This is a genomic window from Secundilactobacillus pentosiphilus, from assembly GCF_002217985.1.
GTDB lineage: Bacteria > Bacillota > Bacilli > Lactobacillales > Lactobacillaceae > Secundilactobacillus > Secundilactobacillus pentosiphilus.
The window spans coordinates 26,332-48,398 of sequence record NZ_BCMI01000007.1 but is presented as its reverse complement, the minus strand read 5'-3'; the positions used below and the strand labels follow the sequence as shown (position 1 = coordinate 48,398).

At 46.3% G+C, this 22,067-nt stretch carries 18 protein-coding genes; 15 read left to right on the top strand and 3 right to left on the bottom strand.

Features of this window, described 5'->3' with window-relative positions; genetic code table 11:
- The first annotated feature begins 175 nt into the window (after positions 1–175).
- Together CES81_RS04980 and CES81_RS13385 are read left to right on the top strand one after the other, a co-directional pair.
- Positions 176–838 carry a DNA alkylation repair protein gene (locus tag CES81_RS04980; RefSeq protein ID WP_089120915.1) on the top strand — a complete coding sequence of 221 codons (663 nt, stop codon included), beginning with the start codon at positions 176–178 and terminating at the stop codon, positions 836–838.
- Between the two features lie 137 nt (positions 839–975).
- Complete coding sequence (locus CES81_RS13385; protein WP_125924055.1) at positions 976–1,224, top strand: hypothetical protein; 249 nt, start codon at positions 976–978, stop codon at positions 1,222–1,224.
- Positions 1,225–1,283: 59 nt separating this feature from the next.
- Here the strand turns inward: CES81_RS13385 and CES81_RS04975 are convergent, their stop codons facing one another.
- Positions 1,284–2,207, bottom strand: a complete 924-nt coding sequence (locus CES81_RS04975; RefSeq protein WP_180949733.1) for an AEC family transporter — start codon at positions 2,205–2,207, stop codon at positions 1,284–1,286.
- Positions 2,208–2,486: 279 nt separating this feature from the next.
- Between CES81_RS04975 and CES81_RS04970 the strand changes: the two genes are divergently transcribed.
- The 3 genes from CES81_RS04970 (at position 2,487) to CES81_RS04960 (ending at position 6,368) form a co-directional block, all read left to right on the top strand.
- Positions 2,487–4,382 carry a glycoside hydrolase family 2 TIM barrel-domain containing protein gene (locus CES81_RS04970; protein ID WP_089120913.1) on the top strand — a complete coding sequence of 632 codons (1,896 nt, stop codon included), beginning with the start codon at positions 2,487–2,489 and terminating at the stop codon, positions 4,380–4,382.
- Entirely contained in the window at positions 4,363–5,325 is a 963-nt protein-coding gene (locus tag CES81_RS04965) for a beta-galactosidase small subunit (protein ID WP_089120912.1), read from the top strand. Before CES81_RS04970 ends, CES81_RS04965 begins: the two co-directional genes overlap by 20 nt.
- Positions 5,326–5,414: 89 nt before the next feature.
- Positions 5,415–6,368, top strand: a complete 954-nt coding sequence (locus CES81_RS04960; RefSeq protein ID WP_089120911.1) for an aldo/keto reductase — start codon at positions 5,415–5,417, stop codon at positions 6,366–6,368.
- A 74-nt stretch (positions 6,369–6,442) separates the two neighbouring features.
- On the opposite strand, the gene CES81_RS04955 is transcribed toward CES81_RS04960, so the two are convergent.
- Entirely contained in the window at positions 6,443–6,901 is a 459-nt protein-coding gene (locus tag CES81_RS04955; RefSeq protein ID WP_089089319.1) for a MerR family transcriptional regulator, read from the bottom strand.
- Between the two features lie 501 nt (positions 6,902–7,402).
- Between CES81_RS04955 and CES81_RS04950 the strand changes: the two genes are divergently transcribed.
- The 6 genes from CES81_RS04950 (at position 7,403) to CES81_RS04925 (ending at position 17,518) form a co-directional block, all read left to right on the top strand.
- Positions 7,403–7,921, top strand: a complete 519-nt coding sequence (locus CES81_RS04950) for an AP2 domain-containing protein (protein WP_089120910.1) — start codon at positions 7,403–7,405, stop codon at positions 7,919–7,921.
- A 240-nt stretch (positions 7,922–8,161) separates the two neighbouring features.
- Entirely contained in the window at positions 8,162–9,139 is a 978-nt protein-coding gene (locus CES81_RS04945) for an aldo/keto reductase (protein WP_089120909.1), read from the top strand.
- Between the two features lie 227 nt (positions 9,140–9,366).
- Entirely contained in the window at positions 9,367–9,978 is a 612-nt protein-coding gene (locus CES81_RS04940) for a helix-turn-helix transcriptional regulator (protein WP_089089322.1), read from the top strand.
- A 336-nt stretch (positions 9,979–10,314) separates the two neighbouring features.
- The gene (ppdK, locus tag CES81_RS04935; RefSeq protein WP_089120908.1) at positions 10,315–12,933 is read left to right on the top strand and encodes a pyruvate, phosphate dikinase; all 2,619 of its coding nucleotides are present in this window, start codon (positions 10,315–10,317) and stop codon (positions 12,931–12,933) included.
- Positions 12,934–13,065: 132 nt separating this feature from the next.
- Positions 13,066–14,973, top strand: coding sequence for a sugar MFS transporter (locus tag CES81_RS04930; RefSeq protein WP_089120907.1), 1,908 nt, complete (start codon positions 13,066–13,068; stop codon positions 14,971–14,973).
- A gap of 319 nt (positions 14,974–15,292) precedes the next feature.
- Entirely contained in the window at positions 15,293–17,518 is a 2,226-nt protein-coding gene (locus tag CES81_RS04925; RefSeq protein WP_089120906.1) for an alpha-galactosidase, read from the top strand.
- 67 nt (positions 17,519–17,585) lie between these two features.
- On the opposite strand, the gene CES81_RS04920 is transcribed toward CES81_RS04925, so the two are convergent.
- Positions 17,586–18,596, bottom strand: a complete 1,011-nt coding sequence (locus tag CES81_RS04920) for an aldo/keto reductase (protein ID WP_089120905.1) — start codon at positions 18,594–18,596, stop codon at positions 17,586–17,588.
- Between the two features lie 169 nt (positions 18,597–18,765).
- Between CES81_RS04920 and CES81_RS04915 the strand changes: the two genes are divergently transcribed.
- The 4 genes from CES81_RS04915 to CES81_RS04900 all read left to right on the top strand — a co-directional run bounded on the left by CES81_RS04915 (position 18,766) and on the right by CES81_RS04900 (position 22,032).
- A complete protein-coding gene (locus CES81_RS04915) occupies positions 18,766–19,473 on the top strand; it encodes an AzlC family ABC transporter permease (RefSeq protein WP_089089327.1) in 708 nt (235 codons plus the stop codon).
- Positions 19,460–19,786, top strand: a complete 327-nt coding sequence (locus CES81_RS04910) for an AzlD domain-containing protein (RefSeq protein WP_089089353.1) — start codon at positions 19,460–19,462, stop codon at positions 19,784–19,786. The genes CES81_RS04915 and CES81_RS04910 overlap by 14 nt, the downstream gene beginning before the upstream one ends.
- Positions 19,787–19,922: 136 nt before the next feature.
- Positions 19,923–20,714 (top strand): DUF975 family protein, encoded by a 792-nt coding sequence (locus tag CES81_RS04905; protein ID WP_225356348.1) that lies wholly within the window; start codon positions 19,923–19,925, stop codon positions 20,712–20,714.
- A gap of 94 nt (positions 20,715–20,808) precedes the next feature.
- Positions 20,809–22,032 carry an MFS transporter gene (locus CES81_RS04900; RefSeq protein ID WP_089120904.1) on the top strand — a complete coding sequence of 408 codons (1,224 nt, stop codon included), beginning with the start codon at positions 20,809–20,811 and terminating at the stop codon, positions 22,030–22,032.
- Positions 22,033–22,067 lie beyond the last annotated feature (35 nt).

The following is a 22,067-nucleotide window of genomic DNA, read 5'->3' as shown; positions in this document are numbered from 1 at the left end:
GTTTATCATAATTGTTTTAGAGACTTCTTGCAAGCTTCTTTAGAGGTGACCAGCAAGTGGGACAGGCACGATGCTACAATCGATTCTGGACCTTTGGTACAATGATTGATGACGAGAGTGTTTGATCTGAAATTGGAGGAGATTCGATGAACAAAATTTTTCGTGGGGTGTTGTAATGACGATCTTTGACCAGTTTGAATTAGTGGGTGATTCAAAATTAAGTGGACCCATGGCGCACTACATGCGCGACCAATTTAGCTTTTCCGGCCTTAAAACACCTGAACGTAAACGGCAGTCTAAAGGGCTGATCAGTCAAAGTAAGACCGTCACGCTACCAGAACTGCTTGCCGGAATAGCAGCCATTTATCAGCGCTCTGAGCGGGAGTATCAGTACGTTGCCATTGATTTGATGGTGGCCAACGTGAAGCGGATGACCCTGGATGATGTGAGCCAGCTTGCTTCGTTAGTCACTCAAAAAGCCTGGTGGGATTCGGTTGATGCGCTGCGTAAAGGCTTTGGCGATTATATTCGGTTCCACCCAACGGATAAGAACGCGGTGTTTGATCTGTTTAACGGCCAGCCTAACTTTTGGATGCGACGGGTTGCCATCACCCTACAGCTGATGGAAAAGGAAAACACCGACACCCAGATGCTGACGGCAGCCATTTTACCCGACCTTGAGACACCTGAGTTCTTCATTCAAAAGGCCATTGGCTGGGCGCTGCGAAACTACAGTAAAGTCAATCCGCAGTGGGTGAGTCAATTTATTCAGACCCATGAATTGAGCCGCTTAGCCAGCAGTGAAGGCAGTAAGTACCTTAAACGCGGCAGTCATTGAACGGGAACCAGCGGGAGTCAAAATTCTCATTAAAATATAACCGCTATCGATTTCAATCAGTGTTATCCTTATTTCCTGGAAAGGACTGACTTAATTTGCCTGAAAGTGCAATAGCAACAAAGGCGCCGGTTGTACCAATGAGAAGTTGGCGCGACTTGGCTCGTCAATATGGATTAACCACTCTTCCAGACAGCTGGAGAGAAGCAAGCCAAAGCCTTCGACACCGTAAAAATATCGGTTATCTGGAGACTTGCAACGACCTTGAAGAGATTTATTACACCTTAATCGGCAACGTTTTCTTACAAGACATTGTTTGCTACCACCCAGAACAAGTGCGTACTTATTGGTTGGAAGACTTGGAACAGTACGTTTTCATCACCGAATAAGACATTAAAATAGCGCTCATTTGACGATTCGGTCAAATGAGCGCTTTTACTTGTTTCCGTTAGAGATGCCACAGCCATTGTGCCAGTCCCATGAATAGTGGGATCGTGACTAAGGAGCAAAGGGTGGTTAAGCCCACAACGGTAGTGCTGAAAAGCGAATTCTTATGAAACGTATTGCTGAAGATGGCCATTAGCGCGGCCACGGGTGTTGCCTGCCCTAGCAGAATCACTTCCTTGACCATCATGAATTGATTGGGGATAAATTGTAAAATGGCCAGCACGATCAACGGTGCAATGATCAGGCGGGCACCGACTGCTTGGTAGAGTGCCTTGCTTTTGAGGGCGCTGCGGACATCGCCCTGTGCTAGATAACATCCCATGGCAATCATGACTAGCGGTAAGTTCATGTCAGCTAAGTCGGAAACGGCGGTCCCCAGAACACTTGGCAATTTAACGCCGGTTAAAGCAAACAGCAGGCCAAAGATCAGGGCTAAGATGGCCGGATTGACTGCCAGCCGTTTGAGCTGAATCGTACGGCGGTCGCCGGAGACCATATAGATCCCATAGGTCCACAGTGAGAAGTTGGAGACCCCAACGAAGATGCTCATGTAGAAGATACTGCCCGTTCCCAGTACGGCTTTTGAAAGCGGCAGACCAATGAAGCCTAGGTTAGCAAAAATCAGGGCGAAGCGAATCAGCATTTGTTCCGGCTTTCGGAAGATCAGTTTGGCAACAGCGATGGTTGCCAGCATCATCACGGTTAAAATGATCAAGGCGTACAAGCCATCGATCATTTGTGATGCTTTCAGATTACCAATAAATGAATTTAGCAGTAACGCGGGGTTCGATATGTAAATCACGATATTAGAAATTTGCTGACTGCCAGATTCGTCGACTAAGCCGACTCGAAAACAGAGAAAACCAACCAGCATGATCAGAAACATGATGGCAGTTTGGCCAAAAATGATCCTTACGATCGTCACAACAGTTCCTTCCTTCGTATACAGATAAGTTTCATTATAGGTCTTAATGACGGAATTCGTAAGTCTCTTTTGCCAGCTATTTTCGGGTAGGTGATTGGTAGAACGAGTGAGGCATGCAATCGACATAGTATATATTAGGATAACAGAGATTAATGACGTTTCAGTAAATTAAAGTATCAGTAAAATTTTAGTTAAAGAGGCTGTTATGTGAACCCAAAATCATTTATCATGGTTCTGTAAGCGCTTAATAAAACGCCTTTGCATAAGGAGGGATTCATGATGAAACCAGAATTAAGCTGGTTGGATGACCCGCAGACTTTTCGGGTCAATCAACTGCCAGCTCATAGTGACCACCGCTTTTATCAGAGCGAAGCTGATTTAGCCGCTGGTCAGAGTCAGTTTACCCAGTCGCTTGACGGGACGTGGCAATTCAAATTTGCTAAACAGCCTAGCGAGCGGCCGGTTGGTTTTTACGCGCCGGATTATGACCATAGTGAATTTGATACCATTACGGTACCGGAGCACATTGAAATCGCGGGTTATGGGCGATTGAAGTACATTAATACGACCTACCCGTGGGAAGGTAAGATGTACCGGCGGCCAGCCTATGCTTTAGGCAAGGACCAAAAGGGCGCAGGCATGTTCAGCGACGGTGAAGACAACTACGTGGGTTCGTATTTGAGAACCTTCACGCTGGATCCAGCACTGCGTCAGCAACAGCGGGTAGTCGTCCAGTTTGACGGTGTTGAACAGGCCATGTATTTGTGGCTTAACGGCCAGTTCGTTGGTTATGCTGAAGACAGTTTTTCCCAGTCTGAGTTTGATTTAACGCCGTATCTAAAAGACGGCGAAAACCTGATTGCGGTTGAAGTCTTCAAACGCAGCACGGCAGCCTTTATTGAAGACCAGGATATGTTCCGCTTTTCGGGGATCTTCCGCAGTGTTCGGTTAGTCGGTGAGCCGGCAGTCCACGTTCAGGATATGCGGATCATTGGTAACTTGGCGGATGACATGACCACCGGGGACTTTAGTCTCAAATTAAAATTGAACCGGCAGAGCAACGCTAAGGGCAGTGTGAAAGTAGCCATTACGGATGCTGGTGGTGAGCAGTTATTTGAGACAACCAAGGCCGTTAATGATGAAATTGAAATTAACCATGAACAGTTTGCAAACGTGCGTCTGTGGCAGCATACTGATCCGTACTTGTATCAGCTAAAGGTCACGGTGCTGGATGAACAGGGACAAGTTGTTGAAATTGTGCCTTATAAGTTCGGCTTCAGACGCGTTGAAATGAAGAACAAGATCATGCTGCTCAATGGCAAGCGAATCATTTTGAACGGGGTTAACCGTCACGAATGGAACGCTAAGTCAGGCCGGGTCATTTCCATAGCGGACATGAAACATGATTTAAAGACCTTTAAAGAAAATAACATTAACGCTGTCCGAACCTGTCATTACCCAGACCGAATCGAATGGTACTACATGTGTGACGAGGCCGGTATTTACATGATGGCTGAAAATAACTTGGAATCACACGGAACCTGGCAAAAGATGGGGGCCGTTGAGCCTTCCTATAACGTACCGGGTTCGCTGCCGGAATGGCGTGAAGCCGTTGTCGACCGGGCTCGCAGCAACTACGAAGTCTTTAAGAACCATACCGCGATCCTCTTCTGGTCACTGGGGAATGAAGCGTATGCCGGCGACGATATTGCGGCCATGAATGCCTTTTATAAGGAGCACGATGATACCCGCTTGGTCCACTATGAAGGGGTCTGCCGCAACCGGGCATATGAAGACCAGATCTCCGACATGGAAAGTATGATGTACGATCCGCCAAAGGAAATTGAAAAGTACTTGGACAATGATCCTAAAAAGCCGTTTGTTGACTGTGAATTCATGCATGATATGGGTAATTCACTGGGCGGCATGTCTTCTTATAATGACTTGATCGACAAGTATCCAATGTATCAAGGCGGTTTTATTTGGGACTTTATTGACCAGGCAATCGAAGTGAAAGATGAAGTGACAGGGCAGGCGGTTCTGCGGTATGGCGGTGACTTTGATGACCGTCATTCCGATTATGAATTCTCTGGCGACGGTCTTTTGTTTGCTGACCGGACACCAAAACCAGCTCTCCAGGAGGTGAAGTACTATTATGGCAAACACATCAACTAAACAAGTTCAAATTATTTATGGTGACGCAACGTTAGGCTTGCGCGGTGAAGGTTTCGGCTACATTTTCAGTTATGAACGCGGCGGGATGGAATCGTTAGTGCAGCATGGTAAAGAATGGCTGTACCGCACACCTAAACCAACATTTTGGCGAGCAACTACTGATAATGACCGTGGTAACGGTTTTTCCGTTAAATCAGCTATGTGGCTGGGAACTGATATGTTTCTGAAGTGTACCGATATTGCGGTAGCCGTTAACGATCAGCCAATCAAGCTGCCGATTTCACCCGAAAATAATCGCTACAGCGACCATGAATTTGCTGATCACGTCACAATTACCTTCACGTATGAAACCTTAACGGTACCAGCGACAACGGTGACTGCAGCCTATACGGTCAACGGCGAAGGCAAAATTAAGGTCAGCGTCAACTACCATGGCAAAGCTGGTTTGCCTGAATTACCTGCGCTAGGGTTACGCTTCATTATGCCAACCGCAGCTAAACGGTTTAACTACGATGGTCTTTCAGGGGAGACTTATCCTGACCGGATGGCTGGCGGTGTGACAGGTAACTACACTGTAGATGGTATGCCAGTCACTAAGTATTTGGTTCCTCAAGAGTGCGGCATGCACATGCAGACTAATCAAGTGACCGTGACCCGTAACCGGACGCTGGATAATACCGATCATTCAAACCATGAATTTAACCTCACCTTTTCGCAAGCGGGACAATCGTTTGCTTTCAGCTGTCTGCCATACACGGCTGAGGAATTAGAAAATGCCACCCATATTGAGGAATTACCAGCACCAAGACGTACAGTATTCACCGTTTTTGGCGCCGTTCGTGGCGTTGGCGGCATTGACAGCTGGGGTGCAGATGTTGAACAAAAGTATCACGTTTCAGCTGAAGAGGATCATTCATTCTCGTTTGTCATTCAAGGTGCGTAATTTCACCAAGCCATTTTATAAAAAATTTTATTCTTTTTTCTAACTAAACACTTATAATAGAAACTGTTAAAAGGAGGCATTATATTAAGATGAAGAATGTAGCATTAGGCAACACAAGTTTACAGGCTTCTGCCGTCGCACTGGGTATTATGCGGATGGTAAGTCTCAATGTTGATGACGCCGCTAAGGTACTGGACACCGTTACCGATAAGGGTGTCAACTTTATCGATTCTGCCGATATTTATGGTGGGGGCAAGTCCGAAGAAATCTTTGGTCAGGCTTTGAAGAAATCGGGCGTTAAGCGTGAAGACCTGATTATTCAGTCGAAAGGCGGTATCGTGCTGGATCCTAAGCGTAGTCATGGTGACCTCGTTTTTGGTCAGCGGTACGATTTCTCTAAGCAACATTTGCTTGACGCTGTTGATGGTATTTTGAAGCGGATGGGGATCGACTACCTGGACTTCTTTTTACTGCACCGACCGGATCCACTGATGGAACCCGATCAGGTGGCAGCTGCTTTTGATGAACTGCAAGCAGCTGGTAAGGTTCGTCACTTTGGGGTTTCAAACTGCAATCCCATGCAAGTTGACTTACTTCAATCAGCCGTTAGTCAACGGCTGATGGTCAACCAGCTGCAATTTGGCGTCATGCATACCGGTCCGATTGATTTCGGCCTTCACGTCAATATGAGCGATGATCGCAGTGTTAACCATGATGGCGAAATTATTGAATATTCGCGGTTGCATCGCATGACGATCCAAGCTTGGTCGCCATACCAATACGGGATGTTCGAAGGGCCATTTATTGATAACCCTAAGTTCCCGGACTTAAATGCCAAGTTGCAGGAACTTGCTGACGCAAAGGGTGTAACAAAGAATGCCATTGCTACTGCCTGGATCCTACGTCACCCAGCAAATATGCAGGTTATCTTGGGTTCGATGAACCAGGATCACCTTAAAGAGAGTATTACTGGTGCTGATGTTGAATTGACAAAGCAAGAGTGGTACGACGTTTACTTTGCTGCGGGCAATACATTGCCGTAAAATCAAATCTTTAAATCATCAAAGGGGCATTAACCAATCTTCTTCTGCGGAAAGTTGGTTGATGCCCCTTTGATTTAATTTGAAGTGTGAGCTTTGTTTATTCGTAGGCTGTTGTCAATGATAATGGGTTGACCCGGCAGCTCACAATCGCCCGAAACGGCGGCTTCAGTACCTGCCTCGCAGGCGGCAGTGTAGAAACGGACTTTGTACTCTAACTTGGCTAAATGCTGGTTGGCTTGTTCGATTTGCCGACGAACGGCTTGCTGTTGCTGCTTGAAGATATTAAGACGGGTTTCTAACGTTGAATCACCCTGCAGCGTTAATGACACAAAGTGACGAATTTCAGTTAGTGACATCCCGGTATCCTTCAGGCAGGTGATCAAGTCAATGAAATCCAGATCCGCGTCAGAGAATTCACGGCGGCCGGACGAGTTACGCTTGATAAGCGGCAGCAGGCCTTCACGTTCGTAATATCGTAAGGTAAAGGCACTCAGGCCGGTTTTATCAGCCACTTGGCTAATTGAGTATGACATTGTCTGAAACCTCTTTTCATAGATAATAGTTAGAGTATACGCTATTTGGCCCCACTTTTGCGGTGAAATACAGTCGGCTTAAATAAGCAGGGGTAAAGAATATTTTTGGAATATTTGATTTAAAAAAGGTATTTGGTGATATTTCTGACTAACCGTTGCACGTTTTTTATGAACAAATATTAGATTTTGTACCAATAATTGTGAAGAACAACATTTTGAGAGAAATTACTCCAAATTTTCATAGAATGATGATACAATTACTTCATCGAACACGATGATAATGCGTTTAGTGAGGGTTAATTCTTTCCTAAAATCACATCTTTTGATTGGTACTTTATAATCTGTATGTGAAACAGTTATCATTAAAAAGTAATGGTTTTTCAGCTGCTTATTATCCTTAGATATCATTGGTATATTAAATATTTAATTTGCCAATTGGGGGGATATTCTAATAATAGATTAGTAAGCAAAATTAGAATATTTAAAGGATGGCGTACAAAGATGAGCAAAAGAATTGATTTAACCAACCAGCGTTTTGGTCGGTTAGTCGTCATGAAATACTATGGGAATAATCCCGCAAACTCCAATGCAATGTGGCTTTGCCAGTGCGATTGCGGTAATAAAACGATTGTTGATGGTGTCCGGTTGCGTTCGGGCATTACCAAAAGCTGTGGCTGTTTGAGACGTGACCTATCAAGTCAGCGGGTTTATAAGAACGCTAAGTTCGTTGATTATATGGGGCGATCCGATCAGTTACGAAATGAAGATGGTATTTCTTTGAGTTCAATTTCAGAATCAGCCCGTAATAAAAGCGGTGTCATTGGTGTTTCTTATGATCGGCAGACGGGTAAATGGTTCGCACGGTTAATGATTGATCATAAATACGTTTTATTGAAAAGCTTTAAGACGATCAATGAAGCCATTGAGGCACGGCGTGAAGCTGAAGAATTGTACCTTGGTATCAAGCGGGATAAGCCAACTAAGGAAGCCGAAGCTGAAGCCGAAAAGTTTAGCGTATAACACGATAAGTTAGAGGTTTACGAAAACATAAAAGAAAAAACGCGAGACTAACAGCCAAGCTGCTGATGATCCCGCGTTTTTTGCTGGCATTAACCGTTACGTTGAGAAGACGAGTAACTGGATCATGAGTTTCCTGAAGTCCTCGTTGATTTTTTCACACAGTATCTTGACTTATACCCCACTCTAACTTCTATAATTGAGATGGTTACAAATAAATTGTGTAACGGAGGGATGCTAACTATGAATTATCGAACACTAGGGAAAACCGGCTTTAATATTAGTGATATTTCTTTAGGAACTTGGCAACTTGGCGGTAAATGGGGTGCGCCATTTGACATTAAGGATGCCACGGCGACTTTGGAAGAGGCTTATGAACAAGGCGTCAACTTCTTTGACACTGCTGACGGCTATCAGGGCGGCAACAGTGAAAAAGCAGTTGGTGCGTTTGTTAAGGCCCATCCAGACGTTCACTTTACAACTAAAATTGGTCGTAAAGAAGAACCTCTCAGCACCGAGCATTTTAACCCCGAACACCTAACACGTTACGTTGACGAATCTTTGGAGAATATGGGTCTGGAAGCACTGGATCTGGTATTACTTCACTGCCCGCCAATGTCCATCTACTACACACCTGAAACCTTCTTCACGATGGATAAACTAAAAAAAGAGGGTAAAATCAAGAACTACGGTGTCAGTGTTGAACGGGTCGAAGAAGCCATTAAAGCAATGGATTATGACGTTTCAGCAGTTGAAATTATCTTCAACATGTTCCGTTTGCGCCCATCGAAACTCTTCTTTGACCTAGCGAAGAAAAACAACGTTGGTATTTTAGCCCGAGTACCGTTAGCAAGTGGTTTGTTAACCGGTAAATTTACGGCTGATACGAAGTTCGGTAAGGAAGATCACCGAACGACTAACCGTCATGGTGAACTCTTTGATAAGGGTGAAACCTTCTCTGGGGTTGATTACATGACCGGTGTCAAAGCTGCTCAAGAATTAAAGCAGCGTCTTGGAACGGATAACTTAGCTGCATTGGCACTGCGTTACATTCTGATGTTTGATGCGGTGAGTGCAGCCATTCCGGGAGCTAGTTCACCAGATCAGATCGAACGTAACACGGTAGCTTCAGATTTGCCGGCCCTAAAGCCTGAACAAATGCAAATCGTCCAGGATGTCTATGATAAGTACCTTAAGAATCCGGTTGATTATCTCTGGTAATCTGAATCGTTTTGAAAAACAAACGGGGTTAATCTCGTTTAAAAAATGCCTCATCTGACAAAATTGCCGGATGGGGTATTTTTTTGGATCAATACCGAAAACTTCGGGTTACTGGCTCACACCAGCCCGCCTTTTTAGTAAAATGGTTCAGGATATTGTCTATTATCACGTCATATTAGTGATATAATATAGTCATAAATATCAGAGCATAGGTGGGGGATGAACCAATGGAATTTACAGAACGGCAGCAAAAAATTGTTCAGATGCTAAAAGCAAAAAGCCCGTTAACTGGCGAAGAAATTGCTAATCAACTAGGGTTGAGCGTACCCACCATTCGTGCAGATCTACGGTTGCTCACGGCAGTTGAAGTGCTGACTGCACGCCCCAAAGTGGGTTACGTCTATCGCGGTGATGGCCACGCGGGTGTTGATTATACCAATTTATACGAAAAGCCGATTTCTGCCATTATGCAGCCAGCGATAACGATCAAGGATGACGCAACGCTGCAGGAGGCAATCAGTAAGCTGTTCCTGCGGGATGTGGGGACACTGCTCGTGGTTGATCAAAAAGATCACTTGGCGGGACTGATCTCACGAAAGGACTTGTTAAGGGCGAGTTTCAATAATTCGAATCCAGAAGCCATCCTGGCGAGTGTGATTATGACCCGGATGCCTAATATTATAACGGTGACGGCTGACACAACGGTGAAGAAGGCCGGCCAACTGCTCCTAAAGCACAAGGTAGACTCGTTACCAGTAGTGGATCAGCAGGCGCCGCAAAGGGTCACTGGAAGGATTACCAAGAACCGAATTTTTCAGCATTTTATTGAACAAGCGTAATTAAACGTGTGACAAAATTTAACTAAATGATGCCTATTCCGACAAAGTTGCCGGAATAGGCATCATTTAGTTTAAACGGCTAGGACACGATTTGGGGTACAGTCATTCTTTAAGAAAAATAATAGTATTATTTCTCTTAATAAAAGAAGTATGACGTTATGGAGCGGGAATTTCATGGCATTTTAAATTGGGGAAAACGGACTCGTATATTTTCAAATGTTGATTAGCCGGGATAACTGGGCTTTCTGAAATAATAATGCTTGAAATCAAAAATTATTTAATATACATTATAAATCGAACAAATATAACGTTTTATTTACGAGAAAGAGTGGTTATATGGCAAAACTCATCTATGAATTTTCAGAAGGCAACATGTCGATGCGTGACCTGTTAGGTGGTAAGGGTGCTAATTTAGCTGAGATGACCCGTTTAGGTCTGCCAGTGCCACCCGGCTTTACACTCACAACGGTAGCTTGTCATGAATACCAGCAAACCCACGCACTGAGTGAGAGTTTGCTGCAGGAACTTGACCGGGCGTTGGATCATCTGAGTCAGATGACCCACAAACAATTCAACGGCACCAGTCAACCACTATTAGTTTCGGTCCGTTCGGGTGCGGCAATTTCTATGCCCGGCATGATGGACACGATCTTAAACATTGGGCTGAACGATCAAACGGTGACTGCTTTGGCGACGCTGACACATAATGAACGCTTTGCTTACGACAGCTACCGACGTTTGTTAGCCATGTTTGGCAACGTCGTTTATGGCATTGAAGAAGCCACTTTCGACCAGGTTTTAACCGCGGCCAAGCAAGCCCATGGCTATCAGAGTGATTTAGAGCTGACGGCGGCCGATCTGAAGCAAATCGTGACGGCGTTTAAAGCTATTTATCAGCAAGCCGGGAAGGGGGAATTTCCACAATCGCCGAAAGACCAGCTTCTAGCTGCAAACAACGCCGTCTTTGAATCGTGGAACAATCACCGCGCGCAGGTTTATCGTCAGCAAAACCATATTTCGGAGTCACTGGGAACCGCTGTGAATGTTCAGGAGATGGTCTTTGGTAATGCGGGTGATCGATCGGGCACTGGCGTTGCTTTTACCCGCAATCCTGCCACTGGTGAGAAAAAAGTTTTCGGCGAATACTTGCTCAACGCTCAGGGGGAGGACGTTGTTGCGGGGATTCGGACACCACAGTCCATTGAAGTGCTGCAAGCAGAAATGCCGGCGATTTATGATCAATTGATGACCATCGCCGAAAAGCTGGAAAATCACTACCAAGATATGCAGGATCTTGAGTTTACCATCGAAAACGGCCAGTTATTTCTTTTACAGGCACGTGATGGCAAGCGAACACCCTATGCTGCCGTCAAAATTGCGGTGGATCAAGTTGCTGAAGGGTTGATCACTAAGACTCAGGCGCTTCTGCGGGTGAGCCCTGAATCCGTTTCAGCAATGCTTCATCCCGAATTTGACCCGGCGGTACTAGCACAGCAAACGCCGTTAACAACGGGGCTGCCGGCGTCACCGGGAGCGGCTACTGGTCAAGCTTACTTTACCGCTGAAGATGCGAAGCAAGCGGCCGACAATGGTACAAAGGTCGTTTTGATTCGACAAGATACTTCACCGGAAGACATTGACGGGATGATTGTCAGTCAAGCCATCGTCACTTCGCGGGGCGGCATGACCTCTCACGCAGCTGTGGTTGCCAGGGGGATGGGCGCCACGGGGGTTGTTGGGGCACATGAAATCACCGTGGATTACGCGGCTAAAGTTGCCAAAGTTGGCGACCAAGTGATCAGCGAAGGTGACTGGGTCTCGGTTGACGGCACTTCTGGGGAATTGTACCTTGGTCAGATCAAGACCACTTCTGCCGGGGTCAAGGGTGAGTTATCCGTTCTGCTGGATTGGGCAAAAGACGTTGCTCAAATGGGGGTTTATACCAATGCGGATACGCCGCAGGATTTCCAAAAAGCGTTAGATTTCGGTGCGGATGGGATCGGTTTGACGAGGACCGAGCACATGTTCTTCAAACCGGAACGGCTGGTTCAGATGCGCCGGTTAATTTTGGCTGAAGATGCTCAAGGGCGGGCGGAACCCTTGGCGCAGTTACTGCAAATGCAGCAGGAAGACTTTTACCAATTGTACAAGCTAGCGGGGGACAAAGAAGTGACCATTCGGCTGCTGGACCCGCCACTGCACGAATTTTTGCCGCATGATGAAGAGGAGATTCAAGCCGTTGCTCAGCAGATCCATTTGGCACCTGAGAAATTACGGGAACGGACGAGCGCGCTTAAGGAACTCAACCCCATGCTGGGACACCGGGGAGACCGACTGGCAGTAACCTTCCCAGATATTTATCAAATGCAGGTCAAAGCCATTATGAAGGCGGTCATCCGGTTGCATGATGAGGGGCTTGAAGTGCACCCTCACATCATGATTCCGTTGACTGACTCAAGAAGCGAGATGGCATGGGTGCGTCAGCTCGTTACGGATGAGATCGATACCATGGTGGCCGAATCGGATCTTCACCTTAAATACGCGGTGGGTACAATGATGGAAATGCCGCGGGCTTGTGTCACTGCGGACCAGGTTGCTGAAGTGTCAGACTTTTTCAGCTTCGGGACCAATGATCTGACGCAGCTCACCTTTGGCTACTCGCGTGATGACGTGGGTTCATTTATGCCGGAATACATCAAACAGGGGATTTTACCAGCCGATCCATTTCAAACGGTTGATATTGAGGGGGTAGGCGCATTAATGGAAATTGCCATTGAAAAGGGCCGTCAAACGAAACCGGCTTTGCCAATAGGGGTCTGCGGTGAAGTCGGTGGTGATCCCGCCTCAATCAACTTTTTCAATGCCATCGGGATCACCTATGTTTCCTGTTCGCCTTATCGGGTGCCAGTAGCCCGATTGGCCGCAGCACAGGCAGCGCTGAAACAAAAGTCGTAGCGGTAAGTACTGGGTATATGCCCGGTAGCAATTATTGGTTAGCATTTATTAAAACCGCTTACGAAACTACAAATAATCAACGTGATGGTTGCCGATGAGTTGCAGCCCACGCTTAATTAAAGGAGCAGTATCATGCAAGAAAAGGAAGAGTCAGTCTTAACTTCACGACTATCGTACGCTTTTGGGGCCTTTGGACACGATATGTTTTACGCAACACTGTCCACTTATTTCATCATGTTCGTCACTTCTCACTTATTTGATAAGAGCGGTGGTGGGATGAACGCTAAAATGATCAGCTATATTACGCTGATTATTTTTATTCTGCGATTCGTGGAACTGGCGATTGACCCGTTTATTGGCAATACGATCGATAATACGTCTACTCGATGGGGGAATTTTAAGCCCTGGATCGTTGGTGGCGGGTTCATCAGTGCGGTCATCATTGCGGTTTTGTTCACCAACATGGGTGGACTGAACACGTCGAATCCGTACCTATACCTGATTGTATTTGCACTGCTTTACATCACGATGGATATCTTTTATTCCTTTAAAGACGTTGGCTTCTGGTCGATGATTCCCGCGTTGTCATTTGATTCACGCGAACGGGAAAAAACGGCGACCTTCGCCCGGGTGGGGTCAAACATTGGGGCGAACATTGTGGGGGTCATGGTGATGCCGATCGTGCTGATGTTTTCTCAAGTTTCCAATAACGGTCAGGGGGATAATCGCGGCTGGTTTGCCTTTGCGCTAGTGGTGGCTGCCACTTCCTTTATTTCTGCCGTGGTTGTTGGCCTAGGAACCAAGGAAAAGAATTCTGAGCTGCGTAAAAACAAAGAAAAAACGACTTTCCGTGGTGTACTGAAGGTGCTGACGCGAAACGATCAATTAATGTGGCTGTCGCTAACGTATGCTTTGTATACGGCTGGTATGCAGATCACCAACGCACTGGAACTGTACTACTTCACCTATATTTTAGGCGATGCGTCGCAGTTCAGTATTTTAGCTTCGATCAACGCGGTTATTGGGGTTTTCGCCGTGATTGCCTTTCCGCCAATGGCTAAGAAATTTAGTCGGCGAAACGTGTTTTTCATTTCCATTTCGGTCATGATCATTGCTCTTGTAATCTTCTTATTAGCGGGAAGTTCGTTACCGCTCGTATTGACCGCTGCGGTGCTGTTTTATATTCCGCAGCCGCTGATTTTCTTAGTGGTTTTGATGATCATTACCGATTCCGTTGAATACGGTCAGTTGAAGTTTGGTCATCGGGATGAGTCGTTGACCCTATCGGTAAGACCCTTACTCGATAAGATGGGCGGGGCTATTTCTAACGGGGTCGTTGGTTTAACGGCGGTCTGGGCTGGAATGACCGCTGGGGCATCAGCCGCGGATATTACTGCGCACGGTCACATGGTGTTTAAATTAATGATGTTTGGGTTCCCGGCAGCACTGATCCTGATTGGAACGCTGATCTTCTTTAAAAAAGTGACGTTGGATGAAAAGCAACACGCCCAAATCGTTGAAGAATTAGAAAAAACCTGGGAAAAAACACTCGGTGAGGACGTGGATTTCATCGCTGCTAATGGTGATGTGAGTGATCAGTATGCGGCGCCGATCGACGGTGAGATTGAACCGCTTAGTGCGGTTGCGGATGACAACTTTGCTTCCGGTAAAATGGGGCAGGGTTTCGCCATCAAACCGGCGGACGGACGAATCTACGCACCGTTTAGCGGTACGGTCAAGGTGACGTTTCCAACGAGGCATGCCATCGGGTTGGTCTCAGAGCAAGGCGTTGCGACGTTGATTCATATTGGAATCGGCACGGTCAATATGCAGGGGACGGGCTTCGTCCAGTATGTGGAGCAGGACCAAAAAGTGAAAAAGGGTGACTTACTAATAGAATTTTGGCAGCCGGCGATTAAAAAGGCGGGTTATGATGATACGGTAATGATGGTGATCACGGATAAGGCAGCAAAGTTTGAACTAGAGACAAAAAGTGGTCAGGTAAAGCATGGGGAGGGGGTGGCAAAAATAAGAGTGTGAACCAAGGCGCTTAGGGACCGGAGTGTAAGGCCAGGGCGACATAAACCCATGGGCTTGGGGTTTGTGTCGCCCTGGCCTTACACGCAGGACCCTGCCTTGGAGAACACGTTTAAGCTAGGTAAGAGAAAAACGCAAGCAATCCCTGGTTTTGGGGATTGTGTCCCTAGCCCACTACATGCAGATTTTTGCCTTGGAGAACACGTTTAGGCTAGGTAAGAAGAAAGTCTTTAGTTCGACTAGGTAAAATGAAAGCGCTACAATAATAGCAACGGTATCGTTTCAGTACGCCGCTAATCGCACTCGAAAGGAGTCATCAACATTGGCAATTCACGTTGACGAAACCAACCAAACATTCCATTTACAAACGGACCACACGAGTTATATTTTTCAGGTATTAGCACATGGCATCTTAGGTCAGGTATATTATGGTAAGAAAATTCACGTTAAGCCCCAATACAATGAACTTTTGAAACGAGAGTTAAAAACGGACACCCCAGCGTATTCACTCGATGAACCTCGTTTTCAGATAGGTGATTTGAAACAGGAATATTCAGACACGGGAACCGGCGATTTCCGCCGACCGGCCTATCAGGTGACCCAGTCTAACGGCAGCCGCATTACCGATTTTAAATACGACCACTATGAAGTCGTACAGGGGAAGCAGCGATTGGCCGGCCTGCCATCAACGTTTGACGATACGGACGATGGGGCAGAAACGCTTATCGTTCATTTGACCGATGAACTAATTCAGTTAGATCTGGAGCTTAACTACACTGTTTTCCCCCACCAAGACGTGATTGTGCGCAGTGCGAACTTCAAAAATCACGGGGTAGAACCCGTCGCTTTGAACGCTGCGCTCAGTGCTCAGCTTGATTTACCGGATAAACAGTATGATTTGATTCAGTTCGCTGGTACTTGGGCACGTGAACGGCACCTGGTACGAACGCCGCTGCGGTCAGGTATTCAGGCGATTGATTCGGTCAGGACAACGTCCAGTCCGCAGCAAAATCCGTTCATGATGCTGGCCCGACCTCAGACGACCGATGATCGTGGAGAAGTGTTTGGCTTTAACCTGGTTTATTCCGGGAATTTCTTAGACCAAGTTGAAGTTGACCAGTGGAATGTCAGCCGTGTGCTGGTGGGCATTAATCCAGCGGAATTTGAATGGCAGCTTGCCCCGGATAAAGCATTTCAAACGCCTGAAGCCGTCATGTCCTACACACCTGACGGGATGAATCAACTGAGTCAGCAGATGGCGGCGTTTTACGGTGAACACCTGGTCGACGTTAAATACCGGCGGATGGAACGGCCAATTTTGGTCAACAACTGGGAAGCAACTTACTTTGATTTTAACGATGAAAAGCTGCTTAATATTGCTAAACAGGCTAAGAAACTGGGCATTGAAATGTTTGTGCTGGATGACGGCTGGTTTGGTCACCGAAACGATGATCACACATCGCTGGGCGATTGGTTCGTCGATCCGAAGAAGCTGCCAAACGGGGTCGGCGCTTTTGCCGATGAAGTCCATGACCTGGGCTTGAAGTTTGGCCTCTGGTTTGAACCGGAAATGATTTCCATGGATAGTGAGTTATACCAAAAACATCCAGATTGGCTGATTCACGTCCCAAAGCGGCGCGCCACACCCGGTCGTAACCAGTATGTGCTGGACTTTAGCCGCCCAGAAGTGGTTGATGCGATTTACGCGATGATGAGCAAAGTGATTCAGGATACCAAGCTCGATTACATTAAGTGGGACATGAACCGTTACATCACGGAAATGTACAGCACAGCGTTACCAGCTGACCGGCAGTTGGAAATGCCACACCGCTATATTCTTGGGGTTTATAACCTGTATGAGCGCTTGACGAAGGCCTACCCAGATGTCTTATTTGAGTCCTGCGCGTCAGGCGGTGGCCGGTTTGATCTAGGTATGATGTATTACGCACCGCAGGCTTGGACGAGTGATGACACGGATGCGGTTGAGCGAATGAAGATTCAGTTCGGCACCAGCTACGGTTACCCGCAGGCCATGATGGGCGCACACGTTTCAGCGGTGCCTAACGAGCAGACGGGGCGGATCACGCCACTAGAAACCCGTGCTAACGTAGCCTTTTACGGCGCTTTTGGCTACGAACTAGATATTTCGAAGATGTCTGATCAAGAAGCTGACGAGGTCAAAAAACAGGTGGCTTTCTATAAACAGCACCGCTCATTGTATCAATTCGGTAAATTGTACCGGATGGACAGCCCGTTTGACGGTGATGGCAACGTTATGAGCTGGCTGGTCGTCGATGAACAACAGGCGCATGCGATTGCTACCCGATATCAAGTTTTGAACCACCCCAACGCGCCGTACGAGCGATTGTATCTCAGGGGACTTGATCCCGATAAGCAGTACCGGGTCAATGACAGTACGGAGACGTATTACGGTGATGAACTCATGAATGCCGGGATAGTTATCGGCAGTGAGTTTGACGATACCGCGGCCGTTAAGAACTCGGCGGACTTCAGTTCACGCAGGTTCATGATCGACGCTGTTCAATAAAAAAATCCGGTTGTCAGTCAATCACTGATAACCGGATTTTTATGACTTATTTTTTAATTTAAAAGGTTTAGGCCCAATCAACGGCAGGCTGTTTGCTCAAAATATCATCGATCTTAGCCAGTTCTTCATCGGAGAACTTTAAGTTATCCAGGGCTTTGACGTTGTCAACCAGCTGCTGCGGCCGACTGGCGCCAACTAGGACACAAGCCAGTTCTGGTTCACGTAAGTTCCATGCTAACGCCATTTCAGCCAGGGTTTGATGACGGGACTTAGCCACTTCGTTGAGTGCTTTAACCGTTTTAAGGGTTTGCTCAACTTGGCTGGGTTCAAGGAACGGACTGGTTGATTTGGCAGCCCGTGAATCCTTGGGAATCCCGTTGAGGTACTTATCGGTCAGCAGGCCTTGGCACAGTGAACTGAAACCGGCAGCGGCTTTATGGTACTTCTTCAAAACGGGGAAGAGATCTTTTTCAATGCCGCGGTTGAACATGTTATAGCGTGGTTGGTGAACCACGAACGGCGTGTGCATGTCTTTAAAGCACTTAATGATCGCTTCAGTTTGCGCACCGGAATAGTTGGAAATGCCGACGTACAGTGCCTTACCTTCGCGGACTAAACTATCTAAGGCTTGAGCAGTTTCGTCAACGTTGGTTTCGGGATCGGGACGGTGGCTGTAGAAAATATCCACGTAGTCTAATCCCATGCGCTTGAGACTTTGGTCAGCACTGGCCATGATACTTTTGCGGGAACCCCAGTTACCGTAAGGGCCATCCCACATTTCATAACCAGCTTTGCTGGCAATGACCATTTCGTCACGGTAGGGTTTCATATCGGTCGCCATGATGCGGCCAAAGTTTTCTTCGGCACTGCCTGGTTCAGGACCATAATTATTGGCTAAATCAAAGTACGTGATGCCTAAATCAAACGCTTGCTGGACAATGGTGCGCATGTTTTCGTAAGCATCGACGGAACCAAAGTTATGCCAGAAGCCTAAACCAATGGCAGATAGCTTTAAGCCGCTGTCGCCAAGTCGGTTGTAGACCATGTTGTCGTAGCGGTTAGGGCTTGCTTCATACATTTAAAATTACCTCCTAATTAGATCAGTAAACGATTTCATTATAACGCACTTTTAAGATGGAGATGAAAGCTGGATTAAAGGCAAATAAAAACCGGTGAAACGGTTATTGACACGCTTATAGTGAACCCGTATGATTTAAGATATGTAATAAAATGAGGAGATGATGAGAATGACGGGGGATTTAGATGCCAGGTCGGCGCTCAGAGAAACGGTTCCCACCGTTTTTGGCTACATAGGTATTGCAATCGCTTTTGGTATCACGGCTCGTGCAAATGGTTTGAGTATTTTAGAAATACTACTGATGTCTTTAATTACATATGCGGGTTCGGCTGAATTTGTCATCGTCAGTTTAGTTGCAATGCACGCCGGAATTGGCTCCATTGTGCTGTCAGTTTTTTTGGTAAATGCACGGATGATATTAATGAGTATGGTGGTGGCACCATATTTATCGCATGAAAGCATGCTGAAAAATATTTGGGCCGGCAGCTTGCTAACGGATGAAACCTTCGCGCTGAGTATGAACAAGCTCAATTATACTGAGCATCAGCTTAATTTTAAGTGGCTGAATACGGCCAATTTATTTGCCTACCTCGTTTGGGGAGGTACTTCCGCGGTGGGCGGCATGCTGGGTAATTTGATCAGCAATCCCGAAAAATACGGGTTCGGCTTTGCGTTAGTCGCCATGTTCATCGGTCTTTTGTACTTGCAGATGATTTCGGATCGAACCATTAAGCTGACGATCCAACTGGTAGTTGTTCTGTTTGTAGCAGTATTCATGTACGTTGGCATGAAATGGTTACCAGAAAATGGTCTTTTATTAATCGTGACGTTACTTGGTTGCGGATTTGGGGTGGTGTTGAAGCATGTCGCTAAGTAGCTATGTCTTACTAGTGATTTTAGGTAGCGGTTTAGTCACCTGGTTATCCAGAGTGGTACCATTTGTGCTGTTAAAAGAGTTTAAACTGCCTGCAATCGTGGTTAATTTTCTCGGCTTTGTGCCGATCTGTATTATGTCAGCTCTTTGGATGGAAAGCTTGTTTATTCAGCATTTAGGGCAGTTACCGAGTCTTAATGTGCCCAACATACTTGCTAGCGTTCCAACTTTGATCAGTGCGGTGATCAGTAAAAACCTGCTGGTCATCGTGATTGTTGGTGTGATTTCACTGGCAGTTATTAATGTCCTTGGCTAAATTGATTGTAGTCATTTTTTGGTCGTTGAAACAATCCCAAATTGACACATTCCTGTAATATTAGTATACTTTCGAAGGAATGTCCGTTCCGTTTGAACTTATTTAGGATTACGGATAAATTCGAGAGGAGTATTTTATGATGGAAGAGGCAACAATGGCAAGTCGACGCCGAAAGCTGAAAAGTGATGCTCGGGGGTATTTAGACACTAACTTTACTTTTTACCTGCTTTTATTTTTACCCATTTATATTTTAGGTTTAGCAGTTGGTTTTGGAAACATCAGTTTTAACATGGCAGGCAATGACGCCGGCAGCAGCTGGCTGAATCTGTTAAGTTTGGTGTCATCATTATTAGCAGTTGGGGTTTCCTTTGTCATGATCGACCTGCAGCGTGGGGTGGGCGAATTTTCGGAACCCGTTAGCAAGTCATTTACGATTTTTAACCGTGGCAGTTATTTTCTGGGTTCGTTAGTGCTGATTGTTTTAACGGGTATTTTTACAATTCTCTGGAGCCTGTTGCTGATGATTCCCGGGATCATTAAAGCTTTAGCTTATTCTCAGGCAATCTTTATTTATCGCGACTACTTAGATCAGGGCAAAAAAATCGGCTTTTTAGAAGCTATCACGCTGAGTCGTACAATGATGGATGGCCACAAGTGGGAATATTTCGTAATGGGTTTGAGCTTTATTGGCTGGGGCTTAACTTGCCTCATTATTATCCCGATTATCTGGGTTTATCCTTATATGAATCAGACCCTTGCTAACTTCTATGTCAGTTTGGCTTCTGAAGGAACTCAAGCGCCGGATGACGGGCCAACGGTCATCACACCCGATGATAAAACTGATGCGCACGATGCTAGTTCTGCACCAACGGAAACCTTCTATCCGGATGCGAAGTCGCATTCCGATGATGAGTCACACGATGAATAATAAGATGTGAATGAAGGTGCTGTTACAGCACCTTTTTTTGATGAGCTGAAGTGCTAAAATATGAAGTAGCAAAATACACGTTAAGGATGGTTTGATGTCAAAAGTAGAAAAAATGCCACAGTGGCAGCGTAATTTGTACGCACTGTGGCTGGGCAATTTTATTACCGGTGCCGGGTCGAGCATGAGCCTGCCGTTTTTACCGCTGTTTATCAGTGAAATGGGCAATTTTCCAAAGTGGCAATTAACGCTGTATGCTGGGCTGGCATTTTCCGGGACGTTTTTTAGTCAAGCAATCGTGTCACCTTTCTGGGGAAAATTAGCGGATAGGACTGGCCGAAAGCCGATGCTGATGCGGGCAGCTGTTGGAATGACCATTACGGCTACCTTAACGGGGCTATCACCGACCGTTTGGGTTTTGATTGCTTTGCGCGTCATTCAGGGGGCTTTTTCGGGATACATTAATAACGCCTACGCGTTAATGGCCAGTGAAGTACCAACGCATAAAAGCGGTCAAACAATGGGAACGTTAACGACCGGTAGTGTGGGCGGTATGCTGGTAGGTCCCATCATTGGGGGCTATATTGCTGGGATATTTGGTTATCGCATCCCGTTTTTCATGTTTGGCGGCATGATGCTGATTGCCTCTCTTGTCACCCTGTTTTTCGTCAAGGAAGACTTTCACCCCTTGGAAAACCCGAAGTATGCGCAACGAAGTGCTTTTACCGGAATTAAACACGTTCGGGTAGTCTGGGCCATGATTATTTCTTCAATGCTGATTCAAGCCGCAACCACTTCAATCAACCCGATCATTAGTTTATTCGTCAAAGAACTGATGCATAATCACGGGAACGTTGCCCTGATCAGTGGGGTGATTGCTGCCTTACCCGGGATTGCAACGCTAATTGCGGCACCACGGTTAGGGGCTTTGGGCGATCACATTGGTCCGCGGAAAGTGCTGGTTGGCGGGTTGATTTTTTGTGCAGCCATGTTTTTGCCCATGTTTTTCGTTCAAGGTGTCACGAGTTTGGGTGTTCTCCGATTCTTGGTGGGTATTTCGGATGCCGCCTTATTGCCAATCACACAGACGGTGATGACGCTAGCAACACCCAAGGAATCAGTGAGTCGGATTTTTAGTTATAATCAGTCTGCTCAAGCAATTGGTTCGGTTATTGGGCCGATGCTGGCAGCTGGAGTTGCGGGTGTTTTGGATTATCGTTACGTCTTTCTAATGACGACTGGTCTAGTTCTTATTAACCTGGGGATCGTCATCTGGGCTTATAGGGCAGATTATAAATCAGTGAAGAAAGCCCGTGATTAAGGGCATTTTGCTTGAATAACGGTAACGAAATGAGT